Source organism: Halomonas sp. KHS3 (assembly GCF_000830495.1).
Taxonomy (GTDB): Bacteria; Pseudomonadota; Gammaproteobacteria; order Pseudomonadales; family Halomonadaceae; genus Vreelandella; species Vreelandella titanicae.
In genome coordinates, this window is the sequence record NZ_JWHY01000002.1 from 541,074 (window position 1) to 559,857 (window position 18,784).

Here is an 18,784-nt window from a genome sequence, read left to right on the forward strand (position 1 = left end):
AAAAAACGAAATTTACAGGTTGTAAATGAGCATTTTGAGACGATTTTTAACGCAGTATGGCCAAGCGAAAAATAGTTGATCAGAGATTTCTTAAGTGTTCTCCAGTGCTTCTTTGAGTGACTCAGCGAAGCGCAGGGCGGAGAAGAACCCACCCCACGACCAATAATTGACGTCTATACTGACTGGGGGATCATCCAACCAATGCTGCCATAGCCCCGACGTTGGCAAGGCTGAATCAGTTGTGTATTGAGAGTAAGTCGGGTGAAGCAGAATGAACCTACCTTCTAATTGAAACGCCTCTGAAATGGTTAATGTACTGAAGCCCCAGTCGTTAGTAGGGCCTTGCCAGGCATTTTCCAATCCCAACTGAGTGATAACCATATCTTCCAGGCTTCCATGCCCATAAATGCGAACATGTCGGTCGTCTCGAATTTCTACAACCAACAGGGGGTCTACAGGCCTTGCAATCTGTGCCGCTATTACTGCCAGTCTAGTTTGGGCAGATTCAATTAATTCTTGGGCCTGCTGTTGCTGATTGTTCAGCTCCCCTACTTTTCTAGTAAGTTGTTCAAGGTTCTGCCAAATATTTAAGTTTTCTCCAAATAGCGGGATTTTTATTACATCAGCAATACTGGAAAGTTTATTCTCTAAATTCAAATGGGCCGGTGGCGATATTAGAATAGCATCAGGCTCCAACGACGCTAGGTATTCAAAATTGGGCTGAAACCTATTCCCGAGCTCCTGGGTATCAGGTAGTAAAGGCTCTCGGTAGAAGCGCCTATATTGTGCCAAGCCCGCCATCGCTAAAGGAGGCTGTTGCAAAGCAGAAAGTGTATCTGCAATGGCATAGTCAAAAGCGACCAGCTTTTTGGGCTCTTCAGCGTTAGCGAATGAGATGAGTAGCGGTAAAAATATAACTAGGAGAAAAATTATACGGCCTGATGGTAGCAAATTACCCATATAGATCATCAATATATTTTCTATTTTGGCTCTTATAAAACAATGACAGGCGGTGAAGCCGCCTGCCATTGTCTCTCTTGGTAATGAGGTTACCACTGATAACTTACTGAGCCTACAATGCTTCTCGGTTCACCATAGAAGCATCCATAAGTGCAGGACTCGATATAGGTTTTGTCAGTGAGATTGGTGGCATTCAATGCATACACCCAAGATCCGGTTTCATAACTCACTCGTGTATCGACAAGTGTAAACGACGGCACTTCTCCCGCTACCCAAGTCGCCCGGGTTGGGCCTACGTAGCGAACTCCACCTCCTACTTTCAACCCCGGCAAGCCGAAATCGCCAAAGCGATAATCACTCCATAGCGAGAATTGGTTGTAGGGTGTATTGGCCGTTCTCCTGCCCACCTGATCTGGCGTAACGGGGCTGCTTTTCGTTGTACGCGCATCAGTGTAGGTGTAGGCTGCTACCAAGTTGGCGTTGGGGCCTAGTGCCGTCTTCGCTTCCAATTCGACACCACGTGAACGTACTTCCCCTATCTGTGTCTGGAAGCTGGTGTCCACCGGATCGGTGACGCTGACGTTTTCCTGTGTCAGCTCATAGGCGGTGGCGGTGAGCATGGTATCCCACCCTTCCGGCTGAAAGCGAACGCCCAGTTCATATTGCTCTCCTCGCGTGGGCTCGAACTGATTACCGTTACGGTCGGTGCCGCTGGTAGGTTCAAACGACTGGCTATAGCTAATGAAAGGCGCCAAACCGTTATCGGCAAGATAGACACCCCCTACACGTCCAGTGAAAGCATTATCCGTTTCACGACTCCACTCTGTGGGGCCAAAGTAGGGAGAGGTCTCAGATTCAGTCCAGTCCTGCCGCCCTCCCAACATGAGAACCCACTTGTCGGCGATTTTCATCTGATTTTGAGCATACAAGCCAACCTGCTCGCTGCGTTGCTTGGATGACCATGCAAAAGGCACCGGTTCGCCGAAATCTCCACTGCCGTAAACAGGATCAAAGAGGTCAAGCGGTGGCGCTGTGCGGTTGTAGCGCTCGGTTTCGTGGCGTTGTCGTATGTAGTCTATTCCGATCAAGCTGGTGTTGGTGGTATTACCAGCCTCCCAGTCGTATTGCAAGGAGGTATCTGAGGTCAAGCCAGCTGACGAATCGTGGCGATCTTGAGCGATCCTTGTATAGGTTCGCTGGTCGCTACTCTGTCCCATATTTATAGAATCGTAAGTCCGGTCGGCTTGGAATGTCCGCAGGCTATGGCGGAGGTGGAGGCTGTTAGAGAGATCATGCTCAAACAAGTAGCCAATCGAGTAGCGCTCGTTATCATACTCATCATAGCCGGGCTCTCCAGTAAATCGCTCGCGGGGAATTTGACCATTCGGGTTAGAAAGAATAGTACCGCTGGTGGGTAGCCCGTAAACATAGGCCGTTTGATCACGCTGATACTCACTCAGCAGAGTGAGCGAGGTATCCTCATTTGGCTGCCATTTCAACGCTGGAGCAATATAGGTGCGGTCATCCGGCACATGGTCGATAAAGCTATCGCTATCCCGGTGCAGCATGGTCAGGCGGTATGACCAAACGCCATCCTCATCCAGAGCATCGGAGAAATCAGCAGATATTTGGCGACGATCAAAGCTGCCCGCCTCGATATTTACCTCGCGCAGGGGCTCGCTGGTAGGGCGTTTACTAACAGCGTTGATCATGCCACCAGGGGAGGCCACCCCATAAAGAATAGAGGACGGGCCCTTTAATACTTCCAATCGTTCCAGACCATAAAGCTCTTGCTGGCCATCATAAAGATTAGATTGGTATTTACTGCCGTCACGATAGGATCTATTAACGGTGAATCCGCGGATTCTGAGTGTTTCAGTGGTGCGATCAGCGCCTTCCTGCCTTGATACACCGGCTGTGTAACCCAACGCCTCATTGAAGTTTCGGGCCCCATAATTTCGAAACTCCTCACTGCTAACTACTGAGATGGACTGCGGGGTCTCGATGATCGGTGTATCGGTTTTGGTGCCTGTTGCGCTGCGGGTGGCAGCAATACCTTGTACTGGCCCCGTTGCTTCTTCATAGAGACGGCTTTCGGTTACTTGCAGGGTAGGCAGTGTGGTGCTTGTATCGCTGCTTTCGTTAGGTTGTAGATTAGCGCCTTGAGCAAGAGCCGCCGGTGCCGCGAATAGCGTCGCAGCGCAGGCATTGGCAATGGCCGCGGAGAGCAGTTGCCTGCGCAGGCCGGTACGAAATTGATGCATGATAATCCCCTTGAATGATACTTATACGTTAATGGTAATTGTTATTATTAGTATTATGTTCTGAATTTGTGCTGACTTGCAACATCATGTTGCCCAAAACGGTACATGTAGTAAGTGCCGCTACATGTATGACCTATGGGGCGGCAGCCAGACCTACGAGTTGGCTAGTTAACAAGATGGTGCTGTAGCGCCTTAGCAATATCTGCGCGTACCTGACCGGTGGCATCGGGCGTGATGCTGCCCAGGCGTGCGAAGTCGTGCACCATGCCGGGGTATATGGTCAGTTGGGTATCCACGTTCGCTTCCTGTAAGCGGTTCACGTAGGAGATGCCTTCGTCGACTAGAGGATCATGTTCGGCCAGGGCGATAAACGCAGGCGGTAGGTTTTTGAGCTCCGCAGCCTCCAACGGCGCGAAGCGCCAGTCGTGGCGTTCCTCACTGCTATTTAGATAGTGGCTAAACATCCACTGCAGGGTGTCTGCTTCCAGCAGGTAGCCTTGTGCGTATCGGCGATGAGACTCGCTGTCCTGCCAGGCGCTGGTGCAGGGGTAGAGAAGGATTTGGCAGCGCGGCGGGGCCCAGTCATTATCGCGTGCTGACATGCAGAGCGCAGTGGCCAGAGTGCCCCCTACGCTGTCGCCACCAACAGCGATGCATGAGGTATTGATACCTATCCCTTCTCCATGTTCTAGCAACCAGCAATAGGCATCTTCAGCATCGTGAAAGGCTGTTGGGAATTTATGCTCCGGGGCCAAACGATAGTCGACGGCGAGGACTGTATAACCTGCCATCTGAGCAATGCTTTGACAAAGCGTATCGTGCGAATCCAGGCTGCCTAATAAGTAGCCGCCGCCATGGAAATAGAGAAGGGTGGGCGAGATAGCTTCCTTACCTTGATAGCGACGTAGCTCAAGTTGGTGACCATCTCGGCACTTAATGCTCAGCGTTTCGGCATTGTGCGATACTGGTTCATCAAGCATCTGCGATGATGCCTCGTAAGCAGTGCGTGCCTGTTGTGGTGAGAGAGAGTGGAAAGGCGGGCTGCCACTATCGGCGACTAGGTCTAAGAAAGCGGCGATATCAGGATGTAGGGACATGATGGTCGTGAATCTCGGTATTAGGGGCCGCTCTGAGAGAGCGGCCATGCGTTAATAGTGCTTGGTTAGTCCGCACCTACTAGTGAGGGAGTTGATACTCCTGAATAGGATGTTGGCAGTGCCTCATTAAGCACTTCACAGATCTCACTTGTCCGTGCTGCCAAAATCGACAGCAGGGTGTCGCTTAAACCATGGGTGGGCTCGCAGCTGCCTTGCAGGAAAATAGCCGGTTTGAACGCAGGCTTGGTGTAGAGCTGATAGTGGCGATTGACAGCAAACTCAGGCAGGTAGTCCGCGACGGGGGCCAGTAGCTGTTTATGGGTGTCGCGTACATAGCCGGTGGCTAACACTACTGCGTCGTAGCGGGTGATATCCGTATGGCCAGTCTCCAAATCACGCACGTTTAGCTCAACGCCTTCAGGGCCTGCTTCACTGCCGATAACCTCATGGCGGCGACGGAAGCGGTGGCGGGCCTGGCCGGTCACTTTTTGCTGATAGAACACGTCGTAAATCTCCTGAATCAACGCCAAGTCAGGGGCTGAGTAGTTGGTGCTTTTGTACTCCTGCAGCAGTGCTTCCCGCTGGCCGGTGGGGTTGTTGAACACGTAGTCGGTGTATTCGGGGTTGAAAATCTCGTTGACGAAGGGGCTATCGTCGGAGGGTTTAAAGGCCCATGCCCGGCTAATAAGATCCACCTGAATGCCTTCACGGCCGTGTAGATCAAGGAATATCTCAGCGGCGCTCTGGCCCGCACCGATCACGGCGATGCGTTTGGGGGCGTCTTGCTTCGCCAACTCCCGGAGGTAGTGGCTGGAGTGGAAGACCCGTGGGTTGTCTTTTAGGCCGGCGAAGCATTCAGGCACATTGGGCGCACCACCCACGCTAATTACCAATGAACGGGTGAGCCTTTCCTGCACCGCGCCACTCTCATCCCGTGAACGAACGCGGAGGTAGGCTACCTCGTCGTTATCAGTTTCGGGCAGCACTTCAAACACATCCTCTCCATAGGTGCACTGGTGTTCAAAGTGGCTGGCGGTCCAGCTTAGGTAGTCATTGAACTCGTGACGGCTGGGGAAGAAGGTCTGCAGATTGATAAAGTCTTGTAAGCGGCCTTTGCTGTGAAGGTAATTGAGGAAGCTGTAACGGCTTCCCGGGTTACGCGGCGTGACCAGGTCTTTGAGGAAGGAAATCTGCATATGGGCATTTTCTAGCAGCATATGCGGGTGCCAAGCAAAGCAGGGCTGGCGCTCAATAAACAAGGCATCCTTCGCTTGCCCTGCCTGGCGCTGTTCGTCGAGAGCTATGGCCAGGGCAATATTGGAGGGGCCAAAGCCGATGCCGATCAAATCGTGAATATGCATAAGAGTCCTAGTGGCTGATGTGTCAATTAATAAAACACCAAAGGCGGCGTACTGGCTTCCTTGCTTAATGACGAATGAGAATGAGGTTTTTTTACATAGATGTTGTTTAACTTTTACGCGAGCAGTTCGTCTTTACAGGTAGGCGTCGATTTTCAATGAAGTGAATGTGCTTCTCTATTTGATTCGTCGAACCCGCGAGCTGATGGCCGCCGCTGCGCTGGCCAGTATTCTCTCGGGGCTTTTCAGCGTGTTACTAATTAATAGAGCGTTAAACAGTGATGCCGTCCGTTGTGCCTACGCTGCTTGGGCTTTCGCAGGGGTTGCCTTGGTTTAACAGTGCTGTTTGGGCGGCTCGGGCAGCGTGCCCTAGCTGAGTTGCGCAGTTTTGTTGCCCAGTGTGTGGCCATTGCCCCTTTTGCTTAGTTTGAGCGTGTTGGCTGCGCGCGGATCCAATCGGCGCTCACCAGACCATATTCGCGGTAAGGATATAAAACGGAGGCATTGGTCTCAGGCTGTTGGAGACACATAACTTTTGCATAGAAATACCCTTTCTTCTCATTTTGGTACTGTCTGCTCACAGCCGCTCCTAATGCCCAATGGGCATGAGATTCTACCTCCATTCTATAGATTCAGTATGATTAGGAAGTGGTGATGTCGTTTTTCAGAGATTCCAATCCTTTATGAAGTGCGGGAAATAGGCTTTTATTAAAGTTTCTCCACCGTAATTCAATGATGGAGTCACCTGGTTCGATATGAGTTTCCAATAGGTCGTAGATGACTTCGCCAGAATCAATTCCACTGTCGACATAATGGAGTGAGGCGCCAGTCTTGTTGATAGTAGGAACGCTTTCGGTCTCCATTGTCTGCCAGTTGATAACCTTTTTTCCTTGAGCCCCGTACAGTGCATCAAGTGTTGCAGAGGCACCCCGTCTTTGATATGGGGAGTCTTGGCGCGTAAGTCCCGGATGGATATTGACGATCTTGCGATAAAAAGGACTCTGAGGGCGGATTAGCTCGTCTAGAATGACTAATAGTCCGTCAAGGACGACGACGTCTGCTCCGACTGCCACTAACTTTTCTAGCAAGCTTTTTTCAAAAGTCGATTTCGCAGGGAGTCTATCGGGCGAGTCGGTTGGTAAGCGTCGGTAAGTGGATGGTATAGAGCAGAAAAGATCATCAATGTGGCATCCCTTCACAAAGAACTCTTGTGGCAAGATCCATGGCTTTCCTAGTTGACGACAGAAACCATAGTCTTTGAGCTTCTCTTGGTCTTTTATTGAGCCTTCATCGTCATCATAAATCACAGTCTCCAGAGAGTAGGCATCACCTAGCGGAGTCTCGTTGAGAGATGTCACCAGATACTCAAGAGGGGCCATCATGTACTGTTTCTCCCCCTTATACTCAATGTGTTGCCCCGCTTTATCGGCTGCAGCATTTCTCAGTGACAGGATATAAGCTAGTTTGAGTTTAGACATGTTTTATCCATGTTTTCGAATAGTAGATGTTAGTTTTAAGGCTCATCAGTCATGCTGACTTAGTGCCTGTGCTTCAACCGAAACGGTATTCAAGAACAGCATCTAGTTGCGACGCCCAGTGGCCAAGAAGTGGCCTGACCACTGGTATGATTTATGGAAGTGAGTTGATGAAAACTAGGATATAGTAACCTCCTGCTTACAGGGAGAAGGGGCATATAAGGCAGTGGTCTGATCTAGTGCATCACAAATCTCACTTGTCCTTGCCGCCAAAATCGACAGCAGGGTGTCGCTTAAACCATGGGTGGGCTCGCAGCTGCCTTGCAGGAAAATAGCCGGTTTGAACTCAGGCTTGGTGTAGAGCTGATAGTGGCGGTTGACGGCAAAATCAGGCAGGTAGTCCGCAACGGGGGCCAGCAGCCGTTTATGGGTGTCGCGTACATAGCCGGTGGCTAATACCACTGCGTCGTAGCGAGTGGACTCTGTATGGCCGCTCTCCAAATCGCGCACAAGTAGCTCAACGCCTCCAGGGCCTGCTTCGCTGCCAATAACCTCATGGCGGCGGCGGAAGCGGTGGCGGGCCAGGCCGGTTACTTTTTGCTGATAGAACACATCGTAAATCTCCTGAATCAGCGCCAAGTCTGGGGCTGAGTAGTTGGTGCTTTTGTACTCCTGTAGCAGCGCTTCCCGCTGGCCGGTGGGGTTGTTGAATACGTAGTCGGTGTATTCGGGGTTGAATATCTCATTGACGAAAGGGCTATCGTCCGAGGGTTTAAAGGCCCATGCCCGGCTAATAAGATCCACCTGAATGCCTTCGCGGCCGTGCAGATCCAGGAATATCTCTGCGGCGCTCTGGCCCGCACCGATCACGGCGATGCGTTTGGGGGCATCTTGCTTTGCCAGCTCTCTGAGGTAGTGGCTGGAGTGGAATACCCGCGAGTCGTCTTTTAGCCCAGCGAAGCATTCAGGCACATTGGGCGCACCGCCCACGCTGATCACCAGTGAACGGGTGAGCCTTTCCTGTACCGCGCCGCTCTCATCGCGTGAACGCACGCGGAGGTAAGCGACCTCGTCGTTGTCCGTTTCGGGCAGTACTTCAAATACGTCTTCTCCATAGGCGCACTGGTGTTCAAAGTGGCTGGCAGTCCAGCTTAAGTAGTCATTGAACTCGTGGCGGCTGGGGAAAAAGGTCTGCAGATTGATAAAGTCTTGCAGGCGGCCTTTGCTGTGGAGGTAATTGAGAAAGCTGAAACGGCTTCCCGGGTTACGTGGCGTGACCAGATCTTTGAGAAAAGAGATCTGCATATGGGCATTTTCCAGCAGCATATGCGGGTGCCAGGCAAAGCAGGGCTGGCGTTCAATAAAGAGGGCATCCCGCGCTTGCCCTGCCTGGCGTTGCTCATCAAGCGCAATGGCCAGGGCAATATTGGAAGGGCCGAAGCCGATGCCGATCAAGTCATGAATATGCATAAGAGTCCTCGTGGCTGACGTGTCTATAGGGTGAAGCGTGGGTCGGGTCGTGGCGCTGACCCAGGGTGCGGAGGCAGCGGAACCCAACTGCGCTCGTTAAAAAAGTGTTCGCGTAGCTGCATGCCCAGCATGGCCCGCTTATGGGGGAAATCGAACGCCTTAACATGGGCATAACCGCACTGGGCAAGGTTGTGCAGCATCTTGGCGTTATCTACGCGGGGCTCAATCACCAAGCGTTGGGTGCGGCAGTCATCCAGAAACAGGTAGTGCGAGATGGAGGGCATCCAGGCAGCGACATAGGGCCGCCCGCGAAAAGCAGCTTCGCCGATAAGCACGTGCCAGCCACGGTCAAAGTCACTGGCATCGTAATAAGCGCCAATGCGATCCTCTTTTGCCCAGTAGGTTTCGAAATAGCCGAAGGACTCGCCGTCGATACAACCAATCAGCGGTACCACACTGGGATTTTGCAACGTACTCTCCAGCCGTTCGCGGTGCTGTTGCAGATCGCCCTGCTCTTCCCAGAAGTGGGCGACAACCGGGTCGTTCATCCAGCGGTTGAAGCGTTCAAGATCAAGCTCCAGGTCAAGCACTCGGAAACTCAGGGTGGCATTCAGCCAGGCAATATGGCGCTGATACACCGTGCCACTGGGGCGCGGCGGGCGGCGTGGATGGCGTTTTCCATTCTCCAAGATTGGCTGCTGCGGGTAGGGGGAGATGGAAGGGGCGGTGAGCCAAAGCGTGGGCAACTGCCAAAATAACTCCGCATAGGCCCAGAGTTTGCCATGGGAATCTTTAACTGCGATTCCGTTGGCGCACAGAGTGGGGTGTAAAACCGTGGGGAGCTGTAAACGAAGCGCTACAGCCCCTGGGTGAAAGGCGAAAGCCCCTTCGATAGCAGCCAGTAACGCCGGGAGAGGAGGTGCTGAACGCTGTGACCACTGCAGCATCAAGGTGCTGTTATCGTCTACAACCAACCATTCAAGACGCTCTTGATGTCCTTCCACATAAAGTGTCTGCGTGGTTACCTCATAGGTAACTTGATAGGTGCACCCCTCAGGGCGTGAGAGCAGCGAGGCCTCCGTGTGGCTTTCAGAGGGTATGTGTACCTGTGGTTGTGCCTGGACAGAACTGGACACCGCTAAGCTCCTATCGAAAAAACGAATCAAAAAAACAGCAATAAAAAATCACCCCACCGAAGGGCGGCGTACTGACTTCTCTACCTAAAGACGAATGAGAATGAGGCATGTTTACATAAAAGATGGCTAACTTTTTGTGGCGCTGGTTCGTCTTATGGGTAGATGCCGCTTTCCAATAGCTTTTTTCCAATCGCTTTCCAATGAGGTGAATGTGCTTTCCTATCTGATTCGTCGAACCCGCGGGTTGATGACCGCCGCTGCGCTGGCCAGTATTCTCTCGGGGCTTTTCAGCGTGCTGCTGATTGCCCAAATTAATGCGGCGTTAACCAGCGACTCCGCCAGCCGAGCCAGTGCGGCCTGGGCTTTCGCGGGTATCGCCGTGGCCCTAATGGTCTGTCGGATGGTGTCGACGGCGCTGTTTGAGCGGTTGGGGCAGCGTGCTTTGGCCGAGTTACGCAGTTTTGTCGCCCAGTGCGTGGCCGAGACCCCCTTTGCTCGGTTCGAGCGTGTGGGCAGTGCACGGATCCAGTCGGCACTCACCGAGCACAGCAACAACGTGGCGGTGCTGTTTGTTAGCTTGCCGGTGATTTTGACCAATACGGTCATCGTGGTGGGGTGCTTGGGCTATCTGGCAATGCTTTCATGGAAGGTGTTTTTGTTTGCTCTGGGGGTGATTGGGCTGGGTGCTGTCGGTTACCACCTGGTGCACTTACGCGCTATTCATTACCTCCAGGATGCCTCGTCAGAGCAGGATCGCTTGTTTGGGCATTTCCGCGCGCTGACCGATGGGGCAAAAGAGCTACGCCTACACCAGCGCAAGAGCCGGGTCTTTATGGATCAGATACTGGGGGAGTCGGTTGAAGGCGTGCGGCGGCTGCGCACCTATGGCATGTCGCTGTTCGTGATCTCGACCAGTTGGGGGCAGTTCCTGATGTACGCCTTTATCGGTCTGGTATTGTTTGTGTTGGCGGGCGATGGGCCTAATCAAACCCAGGTAATGACCGGATTTGCCCTGGTGTTTGTGTTTATGGTGACCCCCCTTGAAGGATTGCTGATCAATATTCCGCGGATCAATATGGCGCGGGTAGCCGCTAGCCGAATTGATGACATCACACGAGAGATGCCCCAGGGGCAGGAGAGGCAAGCGTCACCTCAGGTGCCTGCTTTGCAGCGTCTTGAGTTGCGCGACGTCACCCATCAGTACTACCACGAGCAGAGCGATGACTTCTTTGAGTTGGGGCCGATTAATCTGAGCTTTACGCCGGGGGAAGTGGTGTTTCTGGTGGGGGGCAACGGTAGCGGTAAGACCACGCTGGCCAAAGTAGTGGTGGGGCTTTACCCGCCGGAAGGTGGCGAGGTATTGCTCAATGGCGAGCGGGTCGAAGCGGATGGCTGGGATGCCTACCGGCAGCTCTTCTCGGTGGTGTTCTCGGACTTCCATCTCTTTGAACGCCTGTTAGAGGCACCGCGTGATGGTCTGGACGAGGAAGGCAACCGCCTGCTGGCCAAGTTGCACCTGCAGCACAAGGTGCGGGTTGAAAACGGTGCGTTCACCACCCAAGCACTCTCCCAGGGCCAGCGTAAGCGTCTGGCTCTGGTGGTTGCCTACCTTGAGGATCGGCCCTTCTTGGTGTTTGACGAGTGGGCGGCGGATCAGGATCCGTTATTCAAAGAGGTGTTTTACTGCGAGGTGTTGCCCGAGCTAAAACGCATGGGCAAAGCGGTGCTGGTCATCACCCACGATGACCGCTATTTCCACCTCGCAGATCGATTGGTGCGGCTAGAGAGTGGCAAGCTGTTGACTGCTGAGTCTGAGACTGCCGAAGAGCCGCTAGCGGAACCCTCATCGGCCACTTGACCCCACCATACGCGCCAGTACTCGGTCTTTAAGCCAGAAGCGGTGAGTCAGCGCCATCATGATGTGGCCGATGACTAATCCACATAGCAGCCACGAGAGCGGGCCGTGAAGGAGCTCGGCGGGGGCGACCATCCAGGTGATCTCGCGTTCCGCTTCGGGCAGCAGCTCCATGCCATAAAAGCGTAGCGCCCCGCCGCGGCCGTACTGGCGCAAAATAGCGAAAGCGGGCAACCACATTAGTAGCCCATAAAAGGTGATATGGACAAAGCGCGTCAAGCGCCCACCTAGCCCTGGCGTGTGGGGCGGGCGTTGTTTGCGATTTATCCATGCCCAGCCAAGGCGAGCCAGCGTCACGATCAGAATCATAAATCCTAATGAGCCGTGAGGCCCGATGCTCGCCAAGAACAGCGTGATAGCGTTTTCGCCCATTCCTCTCCAGGCCAGCAACACGGTAAATTGCAGCGTGACCAGCACGGCGGTCAACCAGTGAAGTGTACGGCTGATCCGCCCATAGCAGTTGGGGCTGTCTCGCCAGCCAATAGTCGTTTGAGCTGGATCGCTTGTGTGGCTACTGTTTAACGCCGTGTTGTTTGCCGTTCCTTTAACCATTGGCCTTGCCCTGTCGCCAGTAGCCCATGCTGGTAACGTACTGCTTGGGTAGCCCGCACTCGTTGACTAAGTAGCGGCGCAGTTTCATGGCGACCTTGGTTTCAGCGGCGATCCATGCGTAGAAGGGCGCACTGTCATCCAGGGTGGCGGGTTCCCAGAGTGGGCCATCCTCATCGTCGCTTTCTTCGTTGGTCGTGGCGCTGGTAGTGGTGCTGATAGTGGTGTTAGCAGGCGTGCCGCCTAGCGCTTGAATTTCCCTATGTAAATCGATATCACGTAGCGCTCTCATTAGTAGCTCACCATGTTGGCAGGCGGGCTCAGCGTCGCGGGCCAGCCAGCGCAGCTTGGCGGCTTGGGGCAGAGGCTGAATGTCGTCGCCACGAGGCACTTCGAATAGCGCTTCGACCTTGGGTTTGAGCGGTAGGTCATCAAGGGTTTCCAGAATACCGGCGGCAGCGGGGAGGGCGGTTTCATCGGCGATGATCAGAATACGGCGTACGCCTTGGGGCGGCTTCCACTCGTAGCCCAACTTTGGGCCTTCCGCGTTAGCGTCGGGGGCTGTCATGGCTAGCCGGTCACCCGGGCGGGCGTGCATTGCCCAGCGCGACGCGGGGCCATTGTCGCCGTGGAGTACAAATTCAACGTCCACCTCAGCCTGCTCCGGGCGGAGGGCGCGAATAGTGTAGGTGCGCGCTGAGGGCCTTTGGGCATCCGGCAGCGCGCGGTAGGCACCGTACCAGTCGTGTTCTTCCAGCTTGGCAATTTCAAACAGCGGGTCGAGACTGCCACCGCCTTCGGGAAAGAATAGCTTGACGCGCTGATCCGGTGCGTAGGTCGCCATTTGGCTGACCTCTGGGCCAGTAAAGGTGAACCTGACTAATGAGGCGCTGACTTGGGTGCGCCGGTCGAGGGTGATATCGAAAAGCTGGTAGCTCGGTTTGGCTGCCATGTTGATGTCTCCTTTATATATAAGGAGTCAATTGTAGTGCTAATTATTATCATTTAGAATCGTTGTTAGTTATTCAATCGCTAATTTCCATAAACTCGTTTGCATAAATAGTAAGGCTAAGAAAATGACGCTGCTGCCTATCACGTCTCTTTTGGCGAACTGTCCGGTTATCACAAAAGGGTGCTCGCTATGTTAGGCGCCGCGCAATTTGCCCAGCGAATGGGGGGGATGTCGCCCGCTAAAGCCTGCCTATTGCTTAGCCTGCCCATGGTGGTGCTGTTTTGGGTGGGCCTAGAGGGCCAAGGCGGTTTCGCGCTGGGCCTGCAGGCATTAGTGGCCCCCTCTTTTGAGAATGTTGACGAGCTACTGCTTTACTACGCTTGGTGGCCGCGCCTTTCGATCGCGCTGCTAGCCGGGGGCGGCTTGGGGTTGGCAGGCGTGCTTATGCAGCAGGTGCTGCGCAATCCCTTGGCCTCACCCACCACCCTAGGGGTGGCATCGGGCGCTAACCTGGCGTTGATGACCGCCACCTTGCTGGCGCCGGGGCTGCTTGTCGCCGGGCGCGAATGGGTCGCCTTATTGGGTGGCGCGCTAGCGGTTGGATTAGTGTTTCTGCTCTCCTGGCGGCGCGGGCTGGCGCCGATCGTGGTGGTGCTGGCGGGCCTGGTGGTCAATCTGTACCTGGGGGCACTCTCCACCGCGCTACTGCTGTTCAACCACGAGGCGCTCTCCGGGCTACTGATTTGGGGCGCGGGCTCGCTGGCGCAAAACGGTTGGGACGGCGTTGCAATCCTCTGGCCTCGGCTGGCGATTAGCTGCGTGGCCGCGTGGTTTTTGCTGCGGCCCTTGGCGGTGCTGGAACTGGACGACGCCAGCGCCAAGAGCTTGGGAGTCTCGCTGACCTATCTGCGCTTTGCGGGGATGGGGCTGGCGGTATTCATCACCGGCAGCATTGTCAGCGTGGTGGGCATCATCGGTTTTATCGGCTTGGCAGCACCCAATATCGTGCGCATGGCCGGTGCGCGCCGCTTAGGGCCGCGGCTAATCTGGTCGACGCTATTAGGGGCCGTGCTGCTGGCTACCACGGATCTGCTGCTGCAGCAGTTCGGTGGCATGGTGGCAGCTTTTATTCCTACCGGGGCGATTACCGGTGCCCTGGGGGCACCGCTGTTAATGTGGCTGATTCTGCGCCTGAAACTGCAGGGCGACCAGCCGCCGAAAGGGGCGGGGGTTTTCGCCCGTCGTCACCCAGCGCCTTCACGTTTAGCCACTGGTTTAATCCTCGCGTTACTGGGGGCAACGGTTCTCGGCTTACTGTTTGGCCAGGGTGTAGATGGCTGGTACTGGCTGGCGCCCAATAACTGGAATGTCATGCAGTGGCGCATGCCCCGGGTGATGGCGGCAGCCGCCAGCGGGTTAATGCTGGCGATTGCCGGGACTATTCTCCAGCGCCTTTCCGCCAACCCCATGGCCAGCCCCGAAGTACTGGGTATCAGTGGTGGCTGTGCCATTGCGCTGATTTTGGGGATTTTCCTGCTGCCTGCGCCCACCAATATGATGCTGATTGGCGTGGGTACCCTGGGTGCTTTCGCGACGCTGCTGGTGTTGGTGGGTATCAACCGCAAGAGCGGTTATCTCCCCGAGCGCTTGCTGCTTACCGGGGTGGCGGTCAGTGCGCTGTTTGATGCGGTGCGCAGCGTAATGCTGGCAGGCGGCGACCCTCGTGGCCAGCAGGTGATCGCTTGGCTGGCGGGCTCTACCTATTACGTGGATATCACCAATGCGGTGGTGGTCGGGGGGATTGCCGCTGTATTGGCGCTGATCACGCTGCCCTTCACCCGCTGGTTGGATATCTTGCCCTTAGGCGCGCCGACGGCCAAGGCGCTTGGGGTAACGCTCAATCGTGCTCGTTTGGCGTTGCTGCTACTGGTGGCGCTGTTAACCGCCTGTGCCACTCTGGTGGTGGGGCCGCTTTCGTTTATTGGTTTGTTAGCACCGCACATGGCGCGCTTGGTCGGCTTCTCCCGTGCAGGGCAGCACCTGCTGGGTGCTGCGTTGATCGGCATGCTATTGATGGTGCTGGCGGACTGGGTGGGGCGCCAGATTATTTTCCCCTATGAAATTCCGGCGGGCTTGGTCGCTTCACTGATTGGCGGTGCCTACTTTATGTGGGGGCTGCGGCGTTTGTAATCACCAACGCTTTTAGCTGTTAAAGAAAACAGAATGCCGGGGAGTTGTGGTCATGGAGCTGTTGAGGATTGTATGGCGTGATTATCGCTGGCCGTTTGTGGCCGTGGTACTGCTTAGCCTGACAAGCGCTGGCTTGGGCATTGGTGTCATCGCCTTTATCAATCAACGGCTGCTGGGCACCTTTACCGACCCCTGGCGTATCCTGCCCGAATTCCTGGGGCTGATCGCGCTGCTGCTGGTCATTACCCTGGCATCACAGTTAGCGCTGACCACGCTGGGTCACCATTTCGTTTACCGGCTGCGGGGGCAGTTGATCAAGCGAATTCTGGATACCGATATCGAACGCACCGAGCAGATTGGCAGTGCGCGTTTGCTGGCGAGCCTCTCCACCGATGTGAGTTCAGTGACCGTTGCTTTTATACGCTTGCCGGAGCTGGTGCAGGGCGGGGTGCTGACGATAGGCGCTACGCTCTACTTGGCGTGGCTTTCGCCTGCCATGCTGGGTGTCACCGCGCTCTGGGTGATCGTGACTATTTTAATTGGCATACGTCTGGTAGCTCGGGTCTATGGGCATATGGCCAAACTGCGCGACATACAGGATCGTCTCTACGCGGATTACCAGTCGGTGATCGAGGGGCGCAAAGAGTTGGCGCTCAACCGTGACCGCGCCGAATGGCTGTATCGCGATGTCTATACGCCTAACGCACAGGATTGTCGGCGTCATTTTATTCTTGGTGATACCTATCATCTCAGCGCAGTGAACTGGTTCAACATCATGATGCTGGGCGCCATCGGCGTCGCGTTCTTTTTGGCCAACGGCCTGGGTTGGGCATCGGTGCAGGTAGCCACTACTTTTTCACTCACGCTGCTGTTTTTGCGTGCGCCGTTGATGCAGGCCATTGGCGCTTTTCCGACGCTGATTAACGCCCGAGTGGCGTTCGAAAAAATCAGCAGCTTAGACCTGGCCGAGCATCGCGAGGCATTCGGCCACTCTGCGCTGCGCCACGACTGGCAAGAGCTAACCCTGGAGCAGGTTAGCTATCGCTACCCGGATGAGGAGTCTCGGGCGGGTTTTGCCATCGGCCCTATCGACCTGACCTTGATGCGTGGCGAGGTAGTGTTTCTGATCGGCGGTAACGGCAGCGGAAAATCGACCTTGGCGAGGCTGCTGACTGGGCTCTACCAGCCCCAAAGTGGCTGCGTACGGGTCGATGGCAGGCCGCTGCAGGAGGAAGACTGGACACGCTATCGCCAGCACTTCTCGGCCATTTACACCGATCTGCACCTGTTTGATCGTTTGATGGGCCCAGCGGGCGAGCCACCCGACCCGGCGCTGGTGGAGGAGTGGCTTGCCGCGCTGGGCATGCATAGCAAGCTCGACTTCGACGGCGATCGCATCACCAACGTCAACCTCTCCCAGGGCCAGCGCAAGCGCTTGGCGATGCTATTAGCGGTCGCTGAACAGCGCGACCTATTGCTGCTAGACGAGTGGGCCGCCGACCAAGACCCCCAGTTCCGCCGGGTCTTTTACCGTGAGCTCTTGCCGCAGTTGCGAGCGCTGGGCAAGACGCTGGTGGTGATCAGCCACGATGACCACTACTTCGACCAGGCCGACCGGCTGCTGGAAATGCGACAGGGGCAGTTGGTAGAGCTCACCGGCGAACAGCGAGAAGCCGCCAGCCGCGATGCGGTGGCCCGGGTGGGTAGTCATTGATGTGAGTCGCTTAGAATAATTAGTTATAGTGAGTGATATCGCTTAGCTAAGCTGCGCCCTGGTTATGGCGAAGCTGAAATAGGTCATAATTGGTTTGCATGGATAGCCAGAATTCGGCACTTCCGGCATGCAATTTTTCTAGAGCCAATGCCATTTCAGGTGTGACGGAGGCGCTGCCGTTAATTACCCGGTTCAGGGTGTTACGGTGGCAGCCGAGTTGTTCAGCGACCGATGCCACGCTGCCAATCTTGTGGCCGTCTTCATCCTCAATCAGACGTTGCCGGATAATGCGACCCGGATGTGAGGGGTTATACATCGCCATTGTTTCTTCTCCCATCAGTGATAATCGTCATGGTTCAGAAGGTAAATAGTCCAGCAGGTAAACATTACCGTCTCGGAACTCGAAGAACAGTCGCCAGTTACCCGACACCTTGATGGCATACTGGCCGTCCAGTTTTCCAGTTAGAGGGTGAAGGCCCCAGTTGCCAGCCGCTATATCGTCGAGACTTGTGGCTGCGTCCAGTACGGTCAGACGATCACGGAGACGGTCGACATGATCGGCACGAACGCCCTTGGTGCTGCCTTTTTCAAAAAGCAGTTTTAGTCCCTTATGCTTGATGCTTTTAATCATCCATCGTACCGGCTTATGCCTAACTGGCTTTTATTTATTGTAGTGTGTCGCGCGACAGTGTGCAATTCCGCCGGAACTCGCTCGGACAGCTGCATCAGTACTCGCAATACTTGTTATCAACTTTTGCGCTGTTTGATGGCTTTAGGGGCATAACCGAAGAAGCGTGTGAAGGCTAAGCTAAAGTTACTTGGGTGCCGATAGCCCGTGGCGTAGGCGGCCTGAGCGACCTGTTGACCGCTCTCCAGCAGCGTATGGGCGTGGCGCATGCGCTGTTGATGAAGAAAGTGCTGAGGCGTCGTGCCAAACATGCGACGAAATCCCTGCTTAAGCTTCTGCTCTCCTAGCCCCACTCGTGCTCCTAGATAGGCCAGGGGCAAGGGGCGATCCAGTTCGTTGAGAAGGATCTCACGGGTCTGAACGATGCGCTCGGCGTCTGCGCTGGCGATAGTCTGTGTAGGGCAGGGTTCCGGCAGCAGCATCTCAAGTTGTTCCCCCAATAAGCTCAAGGCGTGAATGTGTTGCTGGAGCCGAGCGCTGCCTGTTTGGAGGCATACCTGGAGCGCCTGCAGATGTGCCCGGCTGACCGGCGACGTAGGCTGAAAAGCCAGCGGTCGAATACCCCCAGAGGCAGGGAGTGCTGCTTGATATCGCTCGCCCAGGTAGCGCGTTAGCCAGCCAGTACTGGCGACAAGGCGTAACTGAAGCACTGTTTCCCCTTCCGGTATATGGCGCTCCCCCTGGCTGTGGTTAAAGGTGGTTACCGTGGTGTGACCGTGACCGAAATCGATGCGCGGCCCCCAGCGCTCTCGGTAATCAGAGTGGCCTTGTAGACCAAAGGTCACAATCACGCCTGCGCCCGTATGGGGTGTGCGGCTCTCTTCGACGAGCGCTTGTTTAGCACGGTAGCGGGTTAACACTACCGAGAGGCCATCATCCAGCACGCAGCATTGAGAACCTTGCAGAGAGTCGCTAATGGGAGGTGAAGCGTCGCTACGCATAAGAAGTGAATCGGTTTGCATATGAATGAGTATGATAATTGCTATCATTTATAGCTAGCCTACTCACTTGAATGT

General features: G+C 54.9%; 16 protein-coding genes. 4 read left to right on the forward strand and 12 right to left on the reverse strand.

Annotated elements, in window-relative coordinates; all coding sequences use genetic code 11:
- Positions 1-90: 90 nt before the first annotated feature.
- From RO22_RS04675 to RO22_RS04690, 4 genes are all read right to left on the reverse strand, one after another.
- Positions 91-1,029 (reverse strand): ABC transporter substrate-binding protein, encoded by a 939-nt coding sequence (locus RO22_RS04675; protein ID WP_052475525.1) that lies wholly within the window; start codon positions 1,027-1,029, stop codon positions 91-93.
- A gap of 20 nt (positions 1,030-1,049) precedes the next feature.
- Positions 1,050-3,224: a TonB-dependent siderophore receptor gene (locus tag RO22_RS04680; protein ID WP_041157721.1), complete on the reverse strand. Its 2,175-nt coding sequence runs from the start codon at positions 3,222-3,224 to the stop codon at positions 1,050-1,052.
- Positions 3,225-3,388: 164 nt separating this feature from the next.
- Positions 3,389-4,321, reverse strand: a complete 933-nt coding sequence (locus RO22_RS04685) for an alpha/beta hydrolase (protein WP_041157722.1) — start codon at positions 4,319-4,321, stop codon at positions 3,389-3,391.
- A gap of 65 nt (positions 4,322-4,386) precedes the next feature.
- A complete protein-coding gene (locus RO22_RS04690; RefSeq protein ID WP_041157723.1) occupies positions 4,387-5,682 on the reverse strand; it encodes a lysine N(6)-hydroxylase/L-ornithine N(5)-oxygenase family protein in 1,296 nt (431 codons plus the stop codon).
- Between the two features lie 166 nt (positions 5,683-5,848).
- On the opposite strand from RO22_RS04690, the gene RO22_RS24830 reads away from it, so the two are divergent.
- Positions 5,849-6,016 (forward strand): hypothetical protein, encoded by a 168-nt coding sequence (locus tag RO22_RS24830; protein ID WP_200890221.1) that lies wholly within the window; start codon positions 5,849-5,851, stop codon positions 6,014-6,016.
- A gap of 304 nt (positions 6,017-6,320) precedes the next feature.
- On the opposite strand, the gene RO22_RS04695 is transcribed toward RO22_RS24830, so the two are convergent.
- From RO22_RS04695 to RO22_RS04705, 3 genes are all read right to left on the reverse strand, one after another.
- Positions 6,321-7,157, reverse strand: a complete 837-nt coding sequence (locus RO22_RS04695; RefSeq protein ID WP_041157724.1) for a formyltransferase family protein — start codon at positions 7,155-7,157, stop codon at positions 6,321-6,323.
- A 174-nt stretch (positions 7,158-7,331) separates the two neighbouring features.
- Complete coding sequence (locus RO22_RS04700; protein ID WP_041157725.1) at positions 7,332-8,624, reverse strand: lysine N(6)-hydroxylase/L-ornithine N(5)-oxygenase family protein; 1,293 nt, start codon at positions 8,622-8,624, stop codon at positions 7,332-7,334.
- A gap of 23 nt (positions 8,625-8,647) precedes the next feature.
- The gene (locus RO22_RS04705; RefSeq protein ID WP_041157726.1) at positions 8,648-9,760 is read right to left on the reverse strand and encodes a GNAT family N-acetyltransferase; all 1,113 of its coding nucleotides are present in this window, start codon (positions 9,758-9,760) and stop codon (positions 8,648-8,650) included.
- Between the two features lie 211 nt (positions 9,761-9,971).
- Between RO22_RS04705 and RO22_RS04710 the strand changes: the two genes are divergently transcribed.
- Complete coding sequence (locus RO22_RS04710) at positions 9,972-11,618, forward strand: cyclic peptide export ABC transporter (protein ID WP_041157727.1); 1,647 nt, start codon at positions 9,972-9,974, stop codon at positions 11,616-11,618.
- Here RO22_RS04710 and RO22_RS04715 read toward each other — a convergent pair.
- Both RO22_RS04715 and RO22_RS04720 read right to left on the reverse strand, forming a co-directional pair.
- On the reverse strand, positions 11,604-12,227 hold the full coding sequence (locus tag RO22_RS04715) for a cytochrome b (protein ID WP_041157728.1): 624 nt from the start codon (positions 12,225-12,227) through the stop codon (positions 11,604-11,606). The two genes, RO22_RS04710 and RO22_RS04715, sit on opposite strands and share 15 nt — an antisense overlap.
- Positions 12,220-13,176 carry a siderophore-interacting protein gene (locus tag RO22_RS04720; protein WP_041157729.1) on the reverse strand — a complete coding sequence of 319 codons (957 nt, stop codon included), beginning with the start codon at positions 13,174-13,176 and terminating at the stop codon, positions 12,220-12,222. Before RO22_RS04720 ends, RO22_RS04715 begins: the two co-directional genes overlap by 8 nt.
- Before the next feature lie 189 nt (positions 13,177-13,365).
- Here RO22_RS04720 and fhuB point away from each other — a divergent pair, with 189 nt between their 5' ends.
- Positions 13,366-15,366: a Fe(3+)-hydroxamate ABC transporter permease FhuB gene (gene fhuB / locus RO22_RS04725; protein ID WP_041157730.1), complete on the forward strand. Its 2,001-nt coding sequence runs from the start codon at positions 13,366-13,368 to the stop codon at positions 15,364-15,366.
- Positions 15,367-15,418: 52 nt separating this feature from the next.
- Positions 15,419-17,080, forward strand: a complete 1,662-nt coding sequence (locus RO22_RS04730; protein ID WP_041157731.1) for a multidrug ABC transporter permease/ATP-binding protein — start codon at positions 15,419-15,421, stop codon at positions 17,078-17,080.
- Between the two features lie 46 nt (positions 17,081-17,126).
- Here the strand turns inward: RO22_RS04730 and RO22_RS04735 are convergent, their stop codons facing one another.
- The 3 genes from RO22_RS04735 to RO22_RS04745 form a co-directional block, all read right to left on the reverse strand.
- Positions 17,127-17,402: a HigA family addiction module antitoxin gene (locus RO22_RS04735; RefSeq protein ID WP_039860845.1), complete on the reverse strand. Its 276-nt coding sequence runs from the start codon at positions 17,400-17,402 to the stop codon at positions 17,127-17,129.
- A 27-nt stretch (positions 17,403-17,429) separates the two neighbouring features.
- The gene (locus RO22_RS04740) at positions 17,430-17,711 is read right to left on the reverse strand and encodes a type II toxin-antitoxin system RelE/ParE family toxin (RefSeq protein WP_041157732.1); all 282 of its coding nucleotides are present in this window, start codon (positions 17,709-17,711) and stop codon (positions 17,430-17,432) included.
- 116 nt (positions 17,712-17,827) lie between these two features.
- The gene (locus RO22_RS04745; protein WP_052475526.1) at positions 17,828-18,757 is read right to left on the reverse strand and encodes an AraC family transcriptional regulator; all 930 of its coding nucleotides are present in this window, start codon (positions 18,755-18,757) and stop codon (positions 17,828-17,830) included.
- Positions 18,758-18,784: the final 27 nt, after the last annotated feature.